The sequence below is a fragment of the uncultured Muribaculum sp. genome (assembly GCF_910583865.1).
In the GTDB taxonomy this organism is placed as follows: Bacteria; Bacteroidota; Bacteroidia; order Bacteroidales; family Muribaculaceae; genus Muribaculum.
In genome coordinates this window covers 12,485-31,156 of the sequence record NZ_CAJTYX010000015.1, presented here as the reverse complement: position 1 = coordinate 31,156, position 18,672 = coordinate 12,485, and the positions used below count along the sequence as shown (strand labels likewise).

At 55.2% G+C, this 18,672-nt stretch carries 18 protein-coding genes; 2 read left to right on the top strand and 16 right to left on the bottom strand.

What is annotated here, in order from left to right; all coding sequences use genetic code 11:
* Positions 1-3: 3 nt before the first annotated feature.
* Genes QZ303_RS04955 through QZ303_RS04940 form a run of 4 tightly spaced genes read right to left on the bottom strand, consistent with a single transcriptional unit; the run spans position 4 to position 3,237 of the window.
* Positions 4-777, bottom strand: coding sequence for a DUF4271 domain-containing protein (locus QZ303_RS04955; RefSeq protein WP_295729963.1), 774 nt, complete (start codon positions 775-777; stop codon positions 4-6).
* A gap of 17 nt (positions 778-794) precedes the next feature.
* Positions 795-1,403 (bottom strand): TIGR00730 family Rossman fold protein, encoded by a 609-nt coding sequence (locus QZ303_RS04950; protein WP_295729960.1) that lies wholly within the window; start codon positions 1,401-1,403, stop codon positions 795-797.
* Positions 1,396-2,010 (bottom strand): riboflavin synthase, encoded by a 615-nt coding sequence (locus QZ303_RS04945; protein WP_295729957.1) that lies wholly within the window; start codon positions 2,008-2,010, stop codon positions 1,396-1,398. Before QZ303_RS04945 ends, QZ303_RS04950 begins: the two co-directional genes overlap by 8 nt.
* Before the next feature lie 12 nt (positions 2,011-2,022).
* The gene (locus QZ303_RS04940) at positions 2,023-3,237 is read right to left on the bottom strand and encodes a glycosyltransferase (RefSeq protein ID WP_295729954.1); all 1,215 of its coding nucleotides are present in this window, start codon (positions 3,235-3,237) and stop codon (positions 2,023-2,025) included.
* A 146-nt stretch (positions 3,238-3,383) separates the two neighbouring features.
* On the opposite strand from QZ303_RS04940, the gene QZ303_RS04935 reads away from it, so the two are divergent.
* Entirely contained in the window at positions 3,384-3,536 is a 153-nt protein-coding gene (locus tag QZ303_RS04935) for a hypothetical protein (RefSeq protein ID WP_295729951.1), read from the top strand.
* A 2-nt stretch (positions 3,537-3,538) separates the two neighbouring features.
* Complete coding sequence (locus QZ303_RS04930; protein WP_295729948.1) at positions 3,539-4,087, top strand: GNAT family N-acetyltransferase; 549 nt, start codon at positions 3,539-3,541, stop codon at positions 4,085-4,087.
* Between the two features lie 133 nt (positions 4,088-4,220).
* Here QZ303_RS04930 and QZ303_RS04925 read toward each other — a convergent pair whose 3' ends face one another.
* The 12 genes from QZ303_RS04925 to QZ303_RS04870 form a co-directional block, all read right to left on the bottom strand.
* A complete protein-coding gene (locus QZ303_RS04925; RefSeq protein WP_295729946.1) occupies positions 4,221-5,321 on the bottom strand; it encodes a glycosyltransferase family 1 protein in 1,101 nt (366 codons plus the stop codon).
* Positions 5,322-5,361: 40 nt separating this feature from the next.
* Positions 5,362-5,775 (bottom strand): secondary thiamine-phosphate synthase enzyme YjbQ, encoded by a 414-nt coding sequence (locus tag QZ303_RS04920; protein WP_295729944.1) that lies wholly within the window; start codon positions 5,773-5,775, stop codon positions 5,362-5,364.
* Positions 5,772-6,194 (bottom strand): putative quinol monooxygenase, encoded by a 423-nt coding sequence (locus tag QZ303_RS04915; protein WP_295729942.1) that lies wholly within the window; start codon positions 6,192-6,194, stop codon positions 5,772-5,774. Before QZ303_RS04915 ends, QZ303_RS04920 begins: the two co-directional genes overlap by 4 nt.
* The gene (locus QZ303_RS04910) at positions 6,191-7,609 is read right to left on the bottom strand and encodes a DUF389 domain-containing protein (RefSeq protein WP_295729939.1); all 1,419 of its coding nucleotides are present in this window, start codon (positions 7,607-7,609) and stop codon (positions 6,191-6,193) included. The genes QZ303_RS04915 and QZ303_RS04910 overlap by 4 nt, the downstream gene beginning before the upstream one ends.
* A gap of 7 nt (positions 7,610-7,616) precedes the next feature.
* Positions 7,617-9,098, bottom strand: a complete 1,482-nt coding sequence (locus tag QZ303_RS04905) for an oligosaccharide flippase family protein (protein ID WP_295729937.1) — start codon at positions 9,096-9,098, stop codon at positions 7,617-7,619.
* Positions 9,099-9,160: 62 nt separating this feature from the next.
* Positions 9,161-10,204: a Holliday junction branch migration DNA helicase RuvB gene (ruvB, locus tag QZ303_RS04900; protein ID WP_295729934.1), complete on the bottom strand. Its 1,044-nt coding sequence runs from the start codon at positions 10,202-10,204 to the stop codon at positions 9,161-9,163.
* Entirely contained in the window at positions 10,197-11,264 is a 1,068-nt protein-coding gene (locus tag QZ303_RS04895; RefSeq protein ID WP_295729931.1) for a glycosyltransferase family 9 protein, read from the bottom strand. The genes ruvB and QZ303_RS04895 overlap by 8 nt, the downstream gene beginning before the upstream one ends.
* Positions 11,251-11,856, bottom strand: coding sequence for a DUF4254 domain-containing protein (locus QZ303_RS04890; protein ID WP_295729929.1), 606 nt, complete (start codon positions 11,854-11,856; stop codon positions 11,251-11,253). Before QZ303_RS04890 ends, QZ303_RS04895 begins: the two co-directional genes overlap by 14 nt.
* A gap of 241 nt (positions 11,857-12,097) precedes the next feature.
* A complete protein-coding gene (locus QZ303_RS04885; RefSeq protein ID WP_295729926.1) occupies positions 12,098-16,330 on the bottom strand; it encodes a discoidin domain-containing protein in 4,233 nt (1,410 codons plus the stop codon).
* Between the two features lie 525 nt (positions 16,331-16,855).
* A complete protein-coding gene (locus QZ303_RS04880) occupies positions 16,856-17,506 on the bottom strand; it encodes a nucleotidyl transferase AbiEii/AbiGii toxin family protein (RefSeq protein WP_295729923.1) in 651 nt (216 codons plus the stop codon).
* Entirely contained in the window at positions 17,503-17,871 is a 369-nt protein-coding gene (locus QZ303_RS04875; protein ID WP_295729921.1) for a hypothetical protein, read from the bottom strand. The genes QZ303_RS04880 and QZ303_RS04875 overlap by 4 nt, the downstream gene beginning before the upstream one ends.
* Positions 17,872-17,953: 82 nt before the next feature.
* Positions 17,954-18,586 (bottom strand): hypothetical protein, encoded by a 633-nt coding sequence (locus QZ303_RS04870; protein ID WP_295729919.1) that lies wholly within the window; start codon positions 18,584-18,586, stop codon positions 17,954-17,956.
* Positions 18,587-18,672: the final 86 nt, after the last annotated feature.

Sequence of the window (18,672 nt, the reverse complement as noted above, 5' to 3'; positions counted from 1 at the left end):
AACTCAATAATTTCGACATATGGACAACATCCCTCTGTAGACAATAAGCAAGGGGATAATTTCCACGCTGCAAAGGTACAAAATAAAATAGACCAGAGAGAACAAATTGTGGTAAAAAATCCTAAAACCTTTACAGATAAACACTATCCTGGCCAATATGTAAAGGATTGCGCCGATGCTTATGAGAATGCCCGATGCCGACGGATAAAACAGGGCCATGAGAGTCGGTATAAGGAGCGCAAGTCCCAGAAGGGTCTGCGTGGAATTGAATCCCTGCACCCATTGGAGAGCAAGATTGCGCGTGGTAAACGCATAGCCGATCATACGGTAGACGACGAGCTGGCCTACGTAGAAAATGCCGGTCAGAAGCGATGCCGCGCAGGCGGCCGCCCCGAGCATCGTCGGTGACATGGTCACGCCCTGCGACAATATCCACGTGACAAGAAGCAGCGCCTCGCACACACAAACCTGTAGGATGAGAGCCACCATGATTCGTGTCTCGTTGACGGTGTGCTCGTCGAAGAGGTTTGTGCGGGTTCTCACGCTCCAGAGGTTGTTGACGAGCCTCCGGAAGAAGCGTCCGTAGTGGCGCGCCGTGAATATCACCAGCAGCAGCATGGATATCACCAGGCATAGCACGCCGGAGTTGTAGCCCGGCAGCTCCGGACGCTCGATGGCGTTCAACCCGGTGGTGTAGCCTACAGGCTCGGTGGTCAGTCCTGTGATCCACAGTTCCACAGGGGCGTCGTCGGGATGTGAATGCTGCGGGAAAAGCATTGTTGCGGACGGAGTGGTCAGAATTTACCTTTGGTATAGTCGTCGACAATGGTGTCGGCCGGTTGCAGGACCATGGCCACCGCCTCCTCGGGCGTTGTGGCCACGCGCCACAGCTTGGCGGGTGCGCCGGGCCGCATGAAGTGTTCGGAGTCGACGTGCGCCAGGAATTCCAGCAGCTTGTCGTAGAAGCCCATGGTATTGCATATCACCAGCGGGCCTGTGTATAGCTCAAGCTGCCGCCATGTGATTATCTCGAACATCTCCTCGAAAGTGCCTATACCTCCGGGGAGGGCGATTGCGCCGAGCGACATGCCGGCCATGGTCTCTTTACGGCGGTGCATGTCGGGCGTGCATATCGTGCGGGTGAGTCCGGGATGGTTCCACCCCCTGTCGAGCATGAATTTCGGAAGTACGCCGATGACGGTGCCTCCGGCTTCAAGTGCGCCGTCGGTGGAGGAGGCCATGAGGCCCATACGTCCTCCGCCGTTGATAAGGGGCACTCCGTTCTCTGCCAGCAGGCGTCCCACGGCACGTGCGCAGTCATAGTAGGCGGCAGCGAGCCGGTCGGACGATGAGCAGTAAACCGCCACTCCCTTCTTGTCAGTGGGCATATCGTTATCAGCCATTGTTACTTACCTCCATAAGGCGGCTAAGGTATTTGCCTATTATGTCGAACTCAAGGTTCACGCGTGTGCCTTCGGCGATACGGCAGAAGTTGGTGTGCTCCATCGTGTAAGGGATGATTGCCACCTCAAACGAGTCGATGCGTGAATTGCACACGGTGAGGCTCACGCCGTTGACAGTCACCGAGCCTTTCTCTACCGTTACATAGCCACGGCGCGCCATCTCCGGCGACACCTCGTAGGCAAACCGGAAATAGGTGCTGCCGTCCACCTCGCGCCGCTCGACGCATGTGGCGGTGCAGTCCACGTGTCCCTGCACGATGTGCCCGTCGAGGCGTCCGTTCATCAGCATGGAGCGTTCCACGTTGACCAGGTCGCCGGGTTTGAGGTCGCCGAGGTTGCTCCGGTCGAGGGTCTCCTGTATGGCCGTGACGGTGTATGTGCCGTCGCCGGGGAGGGCTACTACGGTAAGGCATACGCCGTTGTGCGACACCGACTGGTCGATGCGCAGCTCGTCGGTGAAAGAGCACGACATGGTGAGGTGCACGTTGCCGCCTTCGCGCCTTATGGCTGTCACCTTGGCGGCTTCTTCTACTATTCCGGAAAACATATCTGTAAAAAATCAGTGCTTTAGTATTGAGTTGTATATCGAGAGCAGGCGTGTGTAATATGCCTCGCGATTGAACCGTGAGATAGCCTCGCGCCGTATGAGGGCGTGGTCCCAAGGCCCGTACACCGCCGCGTCGATTGCCGACGCCAACGATTTGGCGTCGCCCGAGGGATAGGTCAGGCCGTTGTTCTCATCGATAAGTTCGGGTATGCCGCCGATTTCGGCGCCTACTACAGGCGTCCCTGCACATAGCGACTCGATTATGCCGAGCGGATTGTTCTCGTAGCATTCCGAGGGCATCACCGAGCATGCGGCCTCGCCGAGTAGGCGTGCCACACTATCACCGTCGAGATGTCCCAGGAATTTTATCTGCGGCCATTTGCCGTATTTCGCCTTCAGTTCGTCAAGGAGGGGACCGCTTCCGGCTATGCGCAGTTCGTGCTGTAGCATGGTGGCCGCCTCAAGCAGCGTGCGCACGCCTTTCTCTTCCGATAGTCGTCCGACGTAGCAGTAATATTTTTGTCGTCCGTTGCCGGCGGCTTCGGGAACCGACGGGATGAAGTTGTTGAGCGTATGCAGCTTTGCTGGAGAATAACCTCCGCGCTCCATCTCCTTGGCCATGAACACGCTCGGGCATATGAACGCGTCAGTGTCGCGCTCTATCGTCGCGCGTCGCCACCGCAGGGCCTCTATCCAGGCAAGGACGCTGGCGGCCAGAGAGCCTTTCATGCAGCGCTTGCGCAGCACGCATGTCTTGGCGCGCGACGAATGGCAGTTGTCGCACGGCCGCCCTCCTGCCAGGCGGCTGTAGGAGGGACACAGAAGCTTGTAGTCGTGGAGGGTCCACACCGTTTTCACCCCGCGTGCATGTGCTATCGAGGCGAGCATGGGCGACAGGTAGGAGTGGATGTTGTTGAGGTGCACGATGTCGGGACGGAAATCGTTGAGGATGGAGTTGAAGCATGTGGCCACGTCGTCGATGCCGAGCATGCGGCGCACGCCGCGCAACTTTTCCGCGATCGGTCCCGAGAAGCCCACCTCGGAAGGAAAATATTCCTCCCAGTACGACGGTTCGTTCTGCGGATAGCGCATGGCGAACACGGCCACCTCGTGACCTGCGTCACGGAGCATACGCTCAAGGTTGAGCGTGTACACGCAGTCGCCTCCGCGCCTATAATAGAATTTGTTTACCACCAACACCCTTGGCGGCCTTCCCGTTGCGTTCATAGCCGCAAAAATAGTGAAAATTACCCAATCTCCCAACTGTTTCATCTATGCCGATTGGCTCCGGTGTCGTAGAATATTTTCTTTCACAACCTTCTATATTAGAAATTTGTTGTATCTTTGATAGGCATAAAACTAAAAAATCCATTATGGCAAGACCAATTAAAGAGACCCCGATTTTGTTTGGTTCTGACGCTCGTCGTTTCGAAGAGAGAATGCAAAATCCGCCTAAGGTCTCTCCGGAGAAACGTGCGCAGATTCGCCAATCATATGAAGCTGGGATTAAAATGCTTGTGAAATAATTATGACACGGGAGGAATATCAAGAGACTTTCCGAATCCGTCGGTTAAATCCCGGTGATATTATTGCGGAATTTGATTGCGCCGATGAAGATTTGAATGATTTTCTACTTAATGAATCAAATCTTTATCGCAATGCGCTGTTGTCTGTCACATATATTCTTGAAAATAAAATGACAAAGGAGATTGCCGCTTATTTCAGCCTATCCAATGACAAAGTGTCAGTCTCTGATTTTGAAAATAAAACTGAGTTCAATCGTTTTCGGAAGCACAAGTTCGTCAATGATAAACGTTTACGTAGTTACCCAGCTATAAAAATAGGACGGCTGGCAATCGCGAAATCGGCTCAACATCAATCAATCGGAACATATCTTCTTGAGTTTATAGAAGATTATTTTATTGTTGACAATAAATCAGGATGCCGATTCGTCACAGTTGATGCTTATGTTGATGCTATTCCATTCTATATCAAGAATAATTATCAGTTTCTTAATAATGACGATGAAGATAAGCGTACCCGTGTGATGTATTTCGATCTTGCATCACTCATATAGTGTGTCCGATGCTGGAAATAATCACAATGGTTTATTCTAATTGGAATTGCGGGAGATTTTCGGAAATGTCTGTGCCATTGCCGCCACAGATATGCCGAGGAGGGAAAGTATCGCTATGATATGTCTCATGCGGTCAGCTTTTGAGGGCCCGGCGGTAGGTATCGGCGGTGAGGTGCGAGGTGCGTTCCCATGAATAGTCGCGGAGTATGGCGGAGGCGCGGCGCACTACGGAGCGTGTGCCGTCGGGGTCGTTGAGCACTCCGGCAACCGCGCTCCCTATCGATGAAGGATCGGCGGGATCGAAATACACGGCGCCGTCGCGGGCCACCTCCGGGAAGCAGCTCGTGGAGCTTACGGCCACCGGACATCCCGCGCCGAAAGCCTCAAGTATCGGCAGCCCAAACCCCTCGTAAAGCGACGGATAGACGAAGCACTCAGCATGGCGGTAAAGCCACAGCAGTTGTGCATTGGTAGCCTGCACTGCCATCACCTTATCTTTTATCCCCAAAGCATTCAGCAGCTTCAGTTCAGACGTCGACAATGGCCCTCCGGCACACACAAGCCTGAGCGCGGAGTCCGCGCGCGACAGTCCGGCGAACGCCTCGGCCAGACCGGAGAAGTTCTTATACCCCTTACGGTCACCGACAAACAGAATGTAGGGGGCGGCGATACCCTCCACAGGTTCTTCGCGCTTGGCGAGCGACGAGTAGCCGTGGTGTATGACGTCGATTTTGGCGGCATCGATTCCGTAGTAGTCCGAGATGTCGCGGCGTGTGTTCTCGCTGATGGCGATTATGCGGGCCGCCGCGTGGGCGAGCTTCTTCTTGCGCCGGATCACCTTCGCCGAGTCGGGGAGCATCGACGGATAGCGCTCGTGGGTAAAGTCGTGGATTGTGAGCACGAAAGGCTTCTTCCCCAACGCCCCCATGAAATAGTCGTTGTAGTACGTAGGGTGGAACAGGTCGAACTGCCGCGCGCGCAGCTGCTGACGGGCCATCGAGTTGTCGGCCCATTCGTAGAGCTTCTTGCGCAGGCGGAACGTGCCCATGTCCAACCGCTTCACCGGCAACCGCATGCCGAGATCGGGCAGATAGGCGTTCTCGCTGAAGAACGGCGCCGGAATCACCGGGCTGACCCCCTGCGGCATGTGGCGCATCAGCTCCACGAAGTAGCGCGATATCCCGCCGAACCTTTGCCAGGCAAACACCTGAGTATCATACAGTATCTTCATCATCTTCTTATGTCTCTAATTAAACAACCACTTGAACACCATCTCATTCTCCTAAAATGGTTGCAACGATCTTGCGGGAACCGCCATAGTCGCGGAACTCGCATAGATAAACACCCTGCCATGTGCCGAGATTAAGTCGTGCGCTTGTGACCGGGATGGTCAGCGAAGAGCCGACAATGACCGATTTGGCATGCGAAGGCATATCGTCGCTCCCTTCATCCGTATGTAGGTAGTAAGGCGCGTTTTCAGGCACGAGCCGGTCGAATATTCCGGCAAGGTCGTGGCGGACATCGGGGTCGGCGTTCTCGTTCAGGGCCAATGCCGCCGATGTATGCTTTATAAGCAGGTTGAGTATCCCCTTGCCGGGAAGCGGTGGCAAATGACGCAGTATCTCGCCTGTGACGAGATGGATGCCTCGCGGCTTAGGGTTCAATGCGAATTCAATCTGTTCAATCATGGTCGTTCCGTTATATCCGATGTTATTGTCATCTTCGGATTCATGGGCTTCTGGTCAAGAAGCTGAAGAGACTTTACCATGTGGAGGGTGGATTGTTTGTATTTTTGGAAATGACGGGACGCTATATGGCTTTTGTAAGCATCGCGCGAGGAATATATCTCCAATATGGTGACACGGCATGAATCATCATCCGCCACAGTAGGATACATGGCAAGCACTCCCGGCTCGGTTTTCATCGATACCTCCCCGACCTCCAATGCCAACGGAAGGTACTCCTTGAGGTGCTCGGGTATGATATCGATGACGGAATAACGGATTATGCCGTCATCCGCCATCTGATGCTTCTCGCATCGGGTCTGTGCGTTGAGATTGATTGTCATGACCAAATTAAGGGATAGCAGTAGCAATCTTGATTTCATCGTTTGTCTTGTTTTGATGACTTCTTGTCGGTGGATGGCCTGCTGGTGAGGCGTGTCGACGACACGATGTCGATCGAGCGGTAGCCGAGGCGCGCCTGTAGGTATTCGCGTAGTTTCTCTTCCTGGGGGCGGGGCATCGGCGAACGGTATTGCACAAGGACCACGTTGACGGTGTCGAGCCGGCGCGTGTCGACGTTGCTGACGATGCCGCGCGTCACGGCTATGTCGCGCACCTGCGGGAACAGCACTTTTATCTCCGGCGAGATGGTGGCCCCGATGGTGTCGTTGCGCGCTGTCACGGCGGCTACGGCGCGCAGCGAGTCGATCTCCTGGCGCTGCGCGTTGATGGTGCTCTGCGTCACCTGGTAGATGTCGCGTACCATCGACGAGGTAAGCTCGCCCGGCTTCATCTGCATGGAATTGTCACCCTGGATTATGCGCAGCTTCGTGCCCCCGATGCCGAATTGTTCCATGCGCGGGGTCATTGCCATTACGAGCGAGTCCTCAGGAAGCACGCGCCCCATCAGGGTGACTGTAAGCGTCCGGTCTCCCCCCGCACCGCGCACGGCCTTGTAGGAGAGTACCTGGGTGGCCGGGAATGAGAACTCCTGGTCGACGAATTTCGCACATGATGTCTGGAATGCATTGACGCGATACATTCGGTAGGTCAGGATGACTGCCGGCACCATCGTCAGGATTGCCACCGTATAGATGGTGTTGCGTACGCGGCGGGCCCTCTGCGGGTTGGAAAAGTCCTTGACATGGTATTTCATCGCCTTTACACCCACGGTGGTGGCACATGCGATAAACACCGAGTTGATGAAGAACAGGTAGAGCGCCCCGAGGAAGTAGTTGAGCTGCCAGGTGGCAAGGCCATAGCCTACGGTGCAGAGCGGAGGCATAAGGGCAGTGGCGATGGCCACGCCGGGAATCACGTTCCCTTTGGTCTTGCTACCTATGGCTATGATGCCCGCCGCGCCGCCGAAGAAGCCTATGAGCACGTCGTAGATGGTGGGCGAAGTGCGCGCCAGCAGCTCGCTGTGTCCCTCGTTGACGGGCGAGATGAGGAAATAGAGTGCCGAGGTGGCTATGGAGAACGCCGCAGCCATGAACAGGTTGCGGAACGAACGTTTCATCAGGTCGAAATCCTGTATGCCCACGGCGAGGCCGATTCCGATTATAGGACCCATCAGCGGCGATATGAGCATCGCGCCGATGATCACCGCCGTGGAGTTGACGTTCAGTCCGAGCGAAGCTATGAATATGGCCATTATGAGCACAAGCATGTTGGTGCCCCGGAATGAGATTCCTTCGCGGATCACCTCCTCTGCCTCTGCCTGGGGTATGAGAAACGATGTAAGGTCGAAATAATCCTTTACAGCGTCGGAGAAAGCTTTCAGGTCAATCTGTTTCATTGTCGGTTTATTTCTTGCGTGGAATAAGCATCGAGGGGGACAGATGCTCCCTGCACATCACTATGGCGCAGTATATGCCCAGCAGCATGGCGCGGTAGATGAAGTCAAGCCACTGCGCCCCGAGGCTCACGTAGCAGCCGAGCGCATATAGGATGGCGGCGACGGCCGCGTAGAAGAGCAGGCGCGGCACGTCGTAGCCTATCGGGTACTTGGCGCGTCCTACGAGGTAGCTCGCCACCATCATCACACCGTAGCAGCAGAATGCCGCCCATGCGCAACCCATATAGCCGAACCGTGGCACGAGCAGCACGTTGAGCGCCACGGTCACCGACAGCCCGAGCAGCGAGAACCATGTGCCCCAGATGGTGCGGTCGGTGAGTTTGTACCATAGCGACAGGTTGAAGAACACGCCGAAGAACAGCTCCGCCGCCATCACCACCGGTACCACCTTGAGTCCCGCCCAGTAGTCGGGGCGCACGAAGTAGCGCAGTATGTCGAGATAGTACATCACCACGAGGAATATGAAGAGGGCGAAGATCACGAAATACTTCATGGCGTCGCGGTAGGCCTGCATCTTGCTTTCGCCGCGCTCGCGGCTCTGAGAGAAGATGAACGGCTCGTAGGCGAAGCGGAATGCCTGTATGAACATCACCATCACGATGGCTATCTTGTAGTTGGCCCCGTAGATGCCGAGTCCGGCCATGGCGTCGGAGCCTGCGAGCAATGGGTAGAGGATCTTGTCGAGCGTCTGGTTCATGATGCCGGCGATGCCGAGCACAAGCAGCGGGAACGAGTACGCGAGCATCTCCCTGAGCAGACGCCCGTTGAAGCGCATAGGCACGTGGACCACGTCGGGGAGCAGCATCACCAGCGTCACCGCCGAGGCTATCAGGTTGCTCAGGAATATGTAGCCTATGCCGAAGCCGGGCATGTAGAACCATCCCACCGACTGCGGCGCCACGCGCATAAGCCACGGGCACACCAGCAGGAAGAATATGTTGAGCGCGATGTTGAGTCCGATGTTGACGAGCTTGAGCATCGCGAAGCGCATCGGGCGCTTCTTGTAGCGCAGGTATGCGAAAGGCATGCACGAGTAGGCGTCGATGGCCACCGCGAGGGCCATCATCCACACGTAGCTCCCGTGCCCTTCACATTCCATCCCCCTTGATATGGGGCCGAGGAACATGAGCACCAGGGCGAAGAACAGCGTGGAGGTGCACCCCAGCGACGCGAGCGAAGTGGAGTAGACCTCGTCGGGGTTGCTGTAGCGCTCATGGTTGGCAAAGCGGAAAAAACCGGTCTCCATGCCGTAGGTGAGCACGATCAGCGCGAGCGCGACGATGGAATACACGTAAGTGACCACGCCGTACATCTCCTCCGGAAACAGGCGCGTGTAGAGCGGGACGAGACACCAGTTGAGGAATCGCCCCACTATCGAACTGACACCGTAGATAGCGGTGTCCTTAGCCAATGATTTTACTCCGGCCATATGATTTCATATTTAATACACCCGTTTAATACACCCGTCGGCAGCCCGTCCGGGCCGGGTTGTCAGAAAAGGGTAGCTCCGTCGGCGGCGGGTGAGATGCCAAGATGCGTGTAGGCGAGCATCGTGACCTCGCGGCCTCTTGGTGTACGCTTGATGAACCCCTCCTTTATCAGGAAAGGTTCGTATACTTCCTCGACCGTACCGGGATCCTCGCCGAGGGCCGTGGCGATGGTGGTGAGCCCCACCGGGCCTCCGCGGAACTTGTGGATGATGGTGGTGAGTATCTTGTTGTCGATCTCGTCAAGACCGTAGCGGTCGATGTTGAGCGCTTCGAGGGCGTAGCGTGCTATCTCGGGGTCGATCACGCCGCGCCCCTTCACCTGGGCGAAGTCGCGCACGCGGCGCAACAGGCGGTTGGCCACGCGCGGTGTGCCTCGGCTGCGCAACGCTATCTCGTGGGCGGCCTCGGCCGTGCACTTCACGCCGAGCAGACCCGCCGATCGGAGCACAATGCGTTCGAGCACCTCGTGGTCGTAGTACTCCAGATGGCAGTTGATGCCGAAGCGTGCGCGCAGGGGCGACGTGAGCAGTCCGCTGCGTGTGGTGGCGCCGATGAGTGTGAACGGTGCCAGTGTCAGCTGCACTGTGCGCGCCCCCGGGCCCTTGTCGATCATAATGTCGATACGGTAATCCTCCATGGCCGAGTAAAGGTACTCCTCGACCACGGGACTCAGGCGGTGTATCTCGTCGATGAAAAGCACGTCGTTCTCTTCGAGCGAAGTGAGAAGCCCGGCCAGGTCGCCCGGCTTGTCTAGCACGGGTCCGGAGGTAACCTTGAAGCCCACGCCAAGCTCGTTGGCGATGATTTGCGACAGCGTGGTCTTGCCCAGGCCGGGAGGGCCGTGGAGCAGCACGTGGTCGAGCGACTCCCCGCGCATCTTGGCGGCGGCGACAAACACGCGCAGGTTGTCGACAATCTTGTCCTGTCCGCTGAATGCGTTGAATCCCGACGGGCGCAACGCGCGCTCGATGTCGGTCTCGGTGCGGTCGCCGGATAGCGACATCTCGCGTATGTCGAAATCGTTGTCCGAATCGTTGTTAAGCATCTATGATGGATTTCACTTTTTTCACTATCTGTTGGGGAGATATGCCGCGCAGGCAGTGGTAGTCACCGCGCGCGCATGGCTTGTTGCCGAACACCGAGCATGGGCGGCACGTCATCGGCAGCTGTATGATGTCGCTCTCCTTCTGGCGGTAGCCCTTGAACCCGCAGTAGGAATGTGTGGCGCCCCATATGCTGACGACCCTCACCCCGACGAGCGACGCCAGATGCATGTTGGCCGAGTCCATCGTCACCATCGTGTCGAGATGGCTCTGCAACGCCATTTCCACGGGGAAGCCGTGCTTCTTGTCGGCGAGCGAAGTCACTCCGGGATAGGCCTCGGCCCATCGGCCGAGTATCTCGCGCTCCTCCTCGCCGCCGCCGAACAGGAATATCCTCGCGCCCGGCAGTTGCGACAGCTCTTCCACCACCTTCTCCATCAGATCCGGCGGATATATCTTCCCTTTGTGCTTGGCGAACGGAGCTATCCCTATCCACTTCTCTCCCGGGGCTTTTGGCGCGGTGATCGAGGCGAAGATTGCCGGATCGGCCTTGTCTGTGCCGTACAGGCCGTCGAAACGGTCCTCCACGGCGAAGCCGAACCTGTAGAACACTTCGCGGTAGCGTGCCCTCGACGAGATGAGCGGTAGCATCACCTTGTTGCGCGGCCGTGTCAGCGCGCGCTTGTGGCGGCGTCCTTTGCGTATGGTGTGCACCTTTAGTCCGCGGACAATCCCCGCCAGCGAGATTGCGTAGCTGCGTATCACTCCGTGGAGGTCGGCGATGGCGTCGATGCCATACTCCTTTTTAAGCTGCGAGAACAGCCGCCACAGGTCGGTGACATGTGGATAATCGTGCTTGAAGTCGACTCCGGTCACAACGAGGTTGGCCGGGGCGTTGACGAAGAGTGGCACCTGCGACTTGCGTGTGAGGAATATGAATCGTGTCGACGGGTTGCTGCGGCACACTGAGTAGACCACGGGTATGGTCATGGCCACGTCGCCAAGCGCCGAAAAGCGCATCACGAGCACGTTGCGCGGCAGCCTGCCTTCACTTTTTGGCATAGAGCACCGGGTTGGTGGAGGGGTCGTTGTACATCTTCATCTGGCGGTAGACCTTCATGTACTTGCGTCCCGCCTCTATGTCCGCGATGAGGGTGTCGATGGCCGATGTGAGGTCGTGCTGCTGCTCCAGGAGTATGTCGAGCTTCCCTCGGCAGCGGTCTATGTGGGCTGTGTCGGCGTCGGGACGTTCGGTCTCGGCCTTCATGTGGTAGATCTTCACCGCCAGTATCGACAGGCGGTCGATGGCCCACGCCGGGGTCTCGGTGTTGATCGTGGCGTCGGGGAGCGCGGTCACGGACGCATACTTGTCGCGGAAACTCGTGTCGATGCGCTCCACCATGTCGGTGCGCTCCTGGTTGGACGCATCGATGCGGCGTTTCAGCACCAGGGCCTCCGCCGGGTCGATGGCCGGGTCGCGTATCAGGTCCTCGAGATGCCACTGCACCACGTCGATCCAGTTCTTGGCAAACAGCACATGCTCCATCGTACCCTCCGCGTAGGGATTGGGGCACGGGGCATCCACGTTGTCGGTGACATGATAGGCCGCCGTAGCGTCGGCGAATATCTTGAAGGCGTTCTGTGCAAATTTCATATTACCCGAGTTTTTATCTTTAAGACACAAAGATAACATCTCCCTCCGTCACTGCCAAGCTTATCCCGAATAATTATTCTCGTTGGCAGTGCGGTCATGTTTTCAGTCGCGTTTTAGCGACAATTGACTTTTGGTGGCTTTCGGGTATCGGAATCCGGTAAAAAAGAGGAGCGCGTCTCGCGACACGCTCCTCCCGTTCATCTTCTTTAACCAAATCTTTATGATTGAGAAGTATTATTTCCTATCGGATGTACACTTTCTTAGTGGTTCCGTCGGTGTAGCGCACGATGTGGATCCCCTTGCCGGGATTGGCCACGCGCACGCCCTGGAGGTTGTAGATTGCTTCAATCTCTGCCTCGGCGGTCTTGTCGGCGATGTTGTCTGCTATTCCGGAAGTGGAATTGCGTCCGGTCATCGACACGGCCAGGAAGGTAGGCTTGCAGGACCTTTGGTTTGTAAGGTCAATCGACACGGCCTTCTTGGATATGTTTGCGTTGAGCACTGTCTCTGAAAGGAGGAATTTGTAGCGTGTATCAAAATCAAGCCCCTCGCGGTTGACGCGGCTCAATCCATACTTGGCATATCCATTGTCGTAGCTGGAATACCAGTCGATGGTATTGAACGTCTGTGCTTCTTCCTTGCTGCCGTCCTCATAGTTGATCACGGCTTTCACGGAGCCGCCGCCGTCGGCGCAAATCAGTAGCAGGTAGAGTTTCTCCGCGCTTACCGGCTGTGCGAACTCAAGAGTCCCCGACTCGTAGTCCATGAGCTTCATGGCGTTTGGTTTATCGTAGTCGCCGAGCTGGTATGGGATACCCTCACGTGATGTCACCTTGCCGTCAGTTCCGGCCACTGCGCCCTGTTCCTTGACATCAGATGTATATAGCACCCATCCTTCGCCGTCAAGCTTGTCGGTGGTAGAACCGGCGATGTCGGTGGTCTCGGCTATGAAGTCGCCGTTGAATCCATTCTTGATGGAGACAGGACGTGTGACGGGAATCATCTCTGCAAGCTGCTCGTAGGCCTCGATCTCAGCCAAAGAGGCATAGAAGAAGGTGTTGAGGTTGCAGGCCACGGCTATATAGCGCACTTCGCGGAAAGAGGGGAGTATATAGGTGAGTTCCGAGACATTCTTGAGATTGGAGAATGTCTTGAGGTCGGTCCATGACTTGCCGTCGCCGCTCACCTTGAGGGAGATGTCCTTGTTGACATATCCTGTTGCCTCAATTTCGCTGGTGCCGAAATTATCGTCGGGGATATGAACCTTGATTTTCGACAGGTTGAGGGTCTTGCCGGCATCAACCACGGCCCATATGTCATATTCATATCTGGATGCGGTTTCTACAGCTTCCAAAAGGCCATCTTTTTTCGTGTCGCCATCCGTGAGAGTCTGGACATCGACCTTGTCGTAGGCAGCCTCGGGAGTGTAGTTTCCAAGGTATCTGCGTATCTCTACCGGTAATCCCGACAAAACGTTCTCGGCATCAGTAACATCGATGTTCACGGTGATTACATGCTCGCGCACGACGCCGCCGTTCTCCACCCTTACTGTCAGTTGCGATGCGCCAAGAATTCTTTCTCCGGTGACATCAAAAGAGAATGTGGCCTTGTCGGCATCTTCGATTACCTCGCCTACGATGAGATTTCCTCCGGGCGTAACCGTGCACTGTAGATTGTCGCGTGATTCTCCCTTGAGGTCATATGCCACGGTGACGGTCTGAGGCTCGCCTGCGACTACCGATATTTCTTGCGGGGCCTCCAGCGACAGCGAGATAGCCTCGCGACCATAGGTCTCGAACTCCCAGACACGGGTGGTGATGTTATTGTCGCCGTAAGGTGCCAGTTTCACATAACGGGCCTTTACGGGATATATATAGTCGTACTTCACGTCATCGGCACCACGTCCGGTCTCATCGACCACGGTGGTCCATGTCTTTGCGTCGAGACTTGTCTGGATCTGGTATTTCTCTATATTGTTGTATGTTTCACGGCCTGAATTGCAGTCGAAGAAAGCAAATCCGTAGAGCACATATACGTCACCGAGATTGATCACGGCATACGGATTCTTGCCGGTGGAACACCATTTCTTGTCAATATTGTAGGGCTTACGGTCGCCGTCGACAAGGTTGCTTGCCGTCTGTAGATAGCTTGCGGCTGCGCTCTGAGAGTGAATGCTCTTGTTAAGGGCCACATTGCGTATGTCGGCATAGTCGCCGTCAGAGAGCACTTCGAATACGAAAGCCTCGGCCTCGCCTGTGCCGACCTCATTGGTCAGCTGAGCCTTGACTGTATAGGAGCCAAGAGCATCGGCGTGTACACGAGTTGTGAACTCCGTGCCGTCGCAACCTTCGGCAAAGGCCATTCCCTCGGGGAGGATCCACTTGCATGCTGATGGCAGGAACGTGCCGGTGGCAGTCAGGGTGATCTCCTGGCCCACCTTGGCATAGGAGCATGAGGTGCGGATCTTCACCACCGGTGCGGTGGCTTTGGGATATTCGGCTATGACGGTCTTTGCGATGCCCTTGGAGGCATCTTTCATAACGGGCACTACCTCCACGTTGATGCCGCTTTCTGTGCCTGCGCGCTTCACTTCGGGAATGTAGTAGCCTTCGCCGCGGGTCTGACCGGCGAGTGTGCGCTTGCCTGCCGCATCGATGGTGTAGATGTCGAAATGGTCGAGGTCGGAGTTGTCGGCCCAGTCCCAGGTTACGCGGATGTCGCCGCCTTCTTCACCGAGCTTGTTCTGGATGGTGAGGTTGGTGATATCCACAGCCTTGGGCGAGTATCCCGCAGGGATGATTACCATCTGGCCCAGGCGCATCTCGTAGGCGGCGATGTCGGCATCGGCCTTGAGGTCGAATGCCACCATGTAGATGGTCTTGCCATTGGCCGGGGTGAGGTCGTATTCGGCGACGGTCCAACCGTTGGTCTGCGAGGTCGAGGAGGCATTGATCTCCATGTCGGGATCGACGGTGCTCTGAGTGGAGAGGCGCAGCACCGGGGTCACTGCGTTGTTGCTCTTGTAGACGAGGCGCAGCTTGCCGCCGTCGCACGGAGCCACCATCTTGTAGAGGCGCATCAGGTGGGATCCTGCGGAAAGCGAGCCGGATATAAGCATGGAGTTGCCCCCGGAGTATGCGTCGTCCCAGTCGATTGACTCTTTAAGGTTATCGCCGTTCTCGATCCACCAGCGCCATGTGGGCAGGTAGCTCTGCATACCGGCGTGGCTATAGTCGCGTGTGCCTTCGATCACGCCCTCCACGAAGCGGTGCTTGCCGTTGCCCACGTTGAACGAGGTGATGAAGGGAAAAACGTCGATAGATGTCGACTCCACGAGGCATCCTGCGAAACCGCGCCAGGGAGCGCTCCACATCGATCCCTCGCCCGAGGTTATCTTGGAGGGGTCACCGTCGTTGTTGACATATGTGCGGCGCTCGCTTTCGAAAGTCTTGCGCATGGCCTCGTAGGCCTGTTCGCCACGGGCGTTCTCGGTGAAGAACAGCTTGTTGACATTGTCCTTCCACGTGTGCTCCTCCGGACAGAAGAGTGCCAGAGAGCCGACATGGCCGGTGCGCGGATAGGCTGTGTTCAAGGAGCTGCCGAAGCTCGTGAGTCCGGCACGTGCACATTCTATGCCGCCGTATATGCGGTGGAATGTCTCCTCGACGGTGCTGCCGATCTGGTCGGCATAGCCGCGGTAGTCGCCCGCACCACCTCCGTAGTCTATGAAGTGGGAGCTGCGAGGATTGGTCTTTAGCATGTTGACGGCGGGGTAGTTGCTGGCATCGTACCACACGATCTCCATGTTCATGTCGCCGTCGGCCTCTGCTACTTCATAGAAGTATTTCACCCAGCTTATCCATGTGCTCTGGAGACCCTGGTGGCTCTCGTCGTTGATGAAATAGCCGTCGATATTGTAGTACTTGGCCATCTTGTAGAGCTGCTCGGCGTAGGGGAACTTGCCGTCCTCCTCGGTCACTATCTGCTTGGCCCAGGGTTTACCATTGGTAGTGGCCTGGAAGAAGATGGTGGCGTAGACTTTGGTGCCCTGCGTGTGGGCTGCATCGACAGTGCCTGCGGGAGGGAATACGATGATACCTTCGTCATCGGCACCGCCCCAGTTGACAAGCTTCTCGTAGTACTGCCAGTAGGTGGGCAGATAGCCTATGAAATTGTCGAAGCCCTGGGCGGAGCACTGTCCGCACATCTTGGCTGATACGGCCTCGAGCATGAGCTGTCCTTCCTCGAACTGCTCGGCATTGGCCTTCATAGGCTCCGGGGTGCGGAGGCGTTTTTTCAGAGGGATGCGCGAGCGGTTGAACTTCGCGTCCTTGTCGTACTCGGGTGTCCAGTCCCTTACGTCATCTGGAAACCAGCATCCCGCGTAGGGCTGTTGGGCATCAGCTGTACCCCCCCCATAACCTATTATGGACGAGGCTATTATAGCCGAAGTGAGTAGATTTTTGAAACTCATTTAGGTTGTAGATTAGGTTAATAAAAAATATGTTCAAGGCGGTCATGCCACGTCGGGGGACTTGTGCCTTCTCATGGAAGGACAGCCTTGGTTTGATTGTATGATTACCTGATAGTATGGTAGATCGCAGAAGTTGTCCGGTTTTCTGCTGTTGCCGCACATGCCGGAGGCATCTGCGGCAGATAGCTGTGGCATAGGTTGCGCAAGGTCAAGAGTCAGGAGAGTCCCACCTTTCTGTAATAGTGACACACTCAGACATCCTTTTACTTAAACAAATTTAAAAAAATGCAGATTTTTTTTAGAGACCCAGACTTGCACCATAATATTATGTTGGTGGCTCATCAATATGTGTAGATGATTCCTCGACATGGACGGTTCGCAAAAAGGCTGAGAACCCCTCTCAGCATAAACGTTCGGTATTTCCGCGTTATCGGTGATTATCCGCGAGAGGGAGACGTGCGACCGGAAGCGTTGTCGCGGCTTCGGGAGTAGGGGAATGCCGTTTCGGCAAGGAATAATGCGTTTTCATGCCATATCATCGGCAATCAACGAAATTATTTTTCGTTCGATATCTTTGGGAGATATTTCATATACAGGGTCGAGTGATTTAAATTTTGCATCGGGGAGGAATCGATCAGAACGCGTCAGCATTGCAATGAGATTTTTCGATTTTAATCGATGGCCCGAATACTTTAATGCAAGATTCATCATATCATGCAGATTGACACCGGCTTCGAGCAACGAGTATATGTCGTAGTAATCACGGAATTTACTTCTGCGAAGCATTACCTCCATTTTCATCGCTTCGATTGATGTAAGGTCGGCAAGCCTTATATTGTTGATGAATGGGATTTCTTGTGTTACCGGTGAATAATTAGGATTGGCATATAATGAAATCTTGACATCATTGACAACGAATTCCACATGGTCTATGTCCAATATGTCGCATCGGTCAATAGTGCCGACGGATGAGAGCTCTTTTTGGATGCGAGGCCAGTCGACCTCTCTTTTTTCATGTTTTGACTTGCGCCACGACATAAAATCGAGATCTTCGCTCCTTCGTGTGCCCAGTTGTAATGAAAGAGCCGTTCCACCTACCAACACGTAAGGGCTTATACAATCGAGCTGTGATACAGCTTCAAATATGCGGGATACATGTGGTGCGAGACCTTTCATAATCCGGTATCGTGAATGAGGTTGTTGATGCGGCGCGTTTCGAGCGATTTAAGATATGAGTCGGGATTCTTGGCCCGGAAATAATACCATGCAAAGAAACGATTAAGCGTATACAGGTATTCTCCTTCCGGGAGAAGCAGTTTTTTCCAGGAGTCTTTTATTTTCTTTTTTGAGTATATCAGGAACAGGGTCTTTATGTCCGGCAAATCAAGATACCGCATGGTGAAGGCAATCAATTGAGCATCGTCGAGTGTGTCTGTCGTGAGTGTGTCTGATCGATATGGCCAAAAAGCATGCTCCTTCTTGAGTCTGTCAAGAAGATCCATTTTTATCTCGTTGATCCGGTTCTTGTCTCTTATTGTCATTGTTGCAAAAATAGTGATTTCGCAACTAAATAACAAATTGTGAGAGAAAAGCCAGCAGGAATGAGTTTTGCGTCATAGGTCATTATCCGCGAAAGGGCGACGTGTGTCCGGAAGCGTTGTCGCGGCTTCGGGAATATGGGAATGCCGGGGATTTGCGGCCACGAGTGCGCGAGCGGTCGGACGGGAGGCGTAGTTTGGGCTTTCCTGTTGTCTTGGTTGGTGTTTGTGCGGCTTTGGGATTGTTGTCGGTGCGCTTGCCGGCGTCCGGTTGAGGGGGCGCTGGGGTAGACGGCTGTGGGATTTTGGATTTCCGGTCTTTGTATTCTGTGCCTTTAGGGGATGATATGGTAGGCTTGGACGGTGTTTTATCGGGGAATGGTATTGCCGGAACTGATGGCGTTTTTACGGAGGATGGGGTGTCCGTGTCCGGTGAGGCCGTTGCACGTGTTGCGGGAGAGGTGGTGGCCGCTGACTGTAGGCGGCGTTGGCGACGACGCTCTGCGGCGCGTCGGTTGCGTGTCTTTCGTGTGTCGATCATTGCCTTTATTACTATCCATGTGCTTCGGAAATCACTGTCATTGAACTCATTGTCGACCTCTTTCCCGGTTTCGATATAGTCGCGTACCAGGCGCTCGTAGCGTCTTGAATCTTCGGGGAGCACACACTGCAAGGCGGCGAGCCATGCCTCGTCAAATTTGTATCTTGGTGTTTTCATAAAATAAAAATATTAAGATAATGGTTATCCATCATTTGGATGAGGAACTTATTACGATGCAAATTTACTTCAAAATGATGTAATAT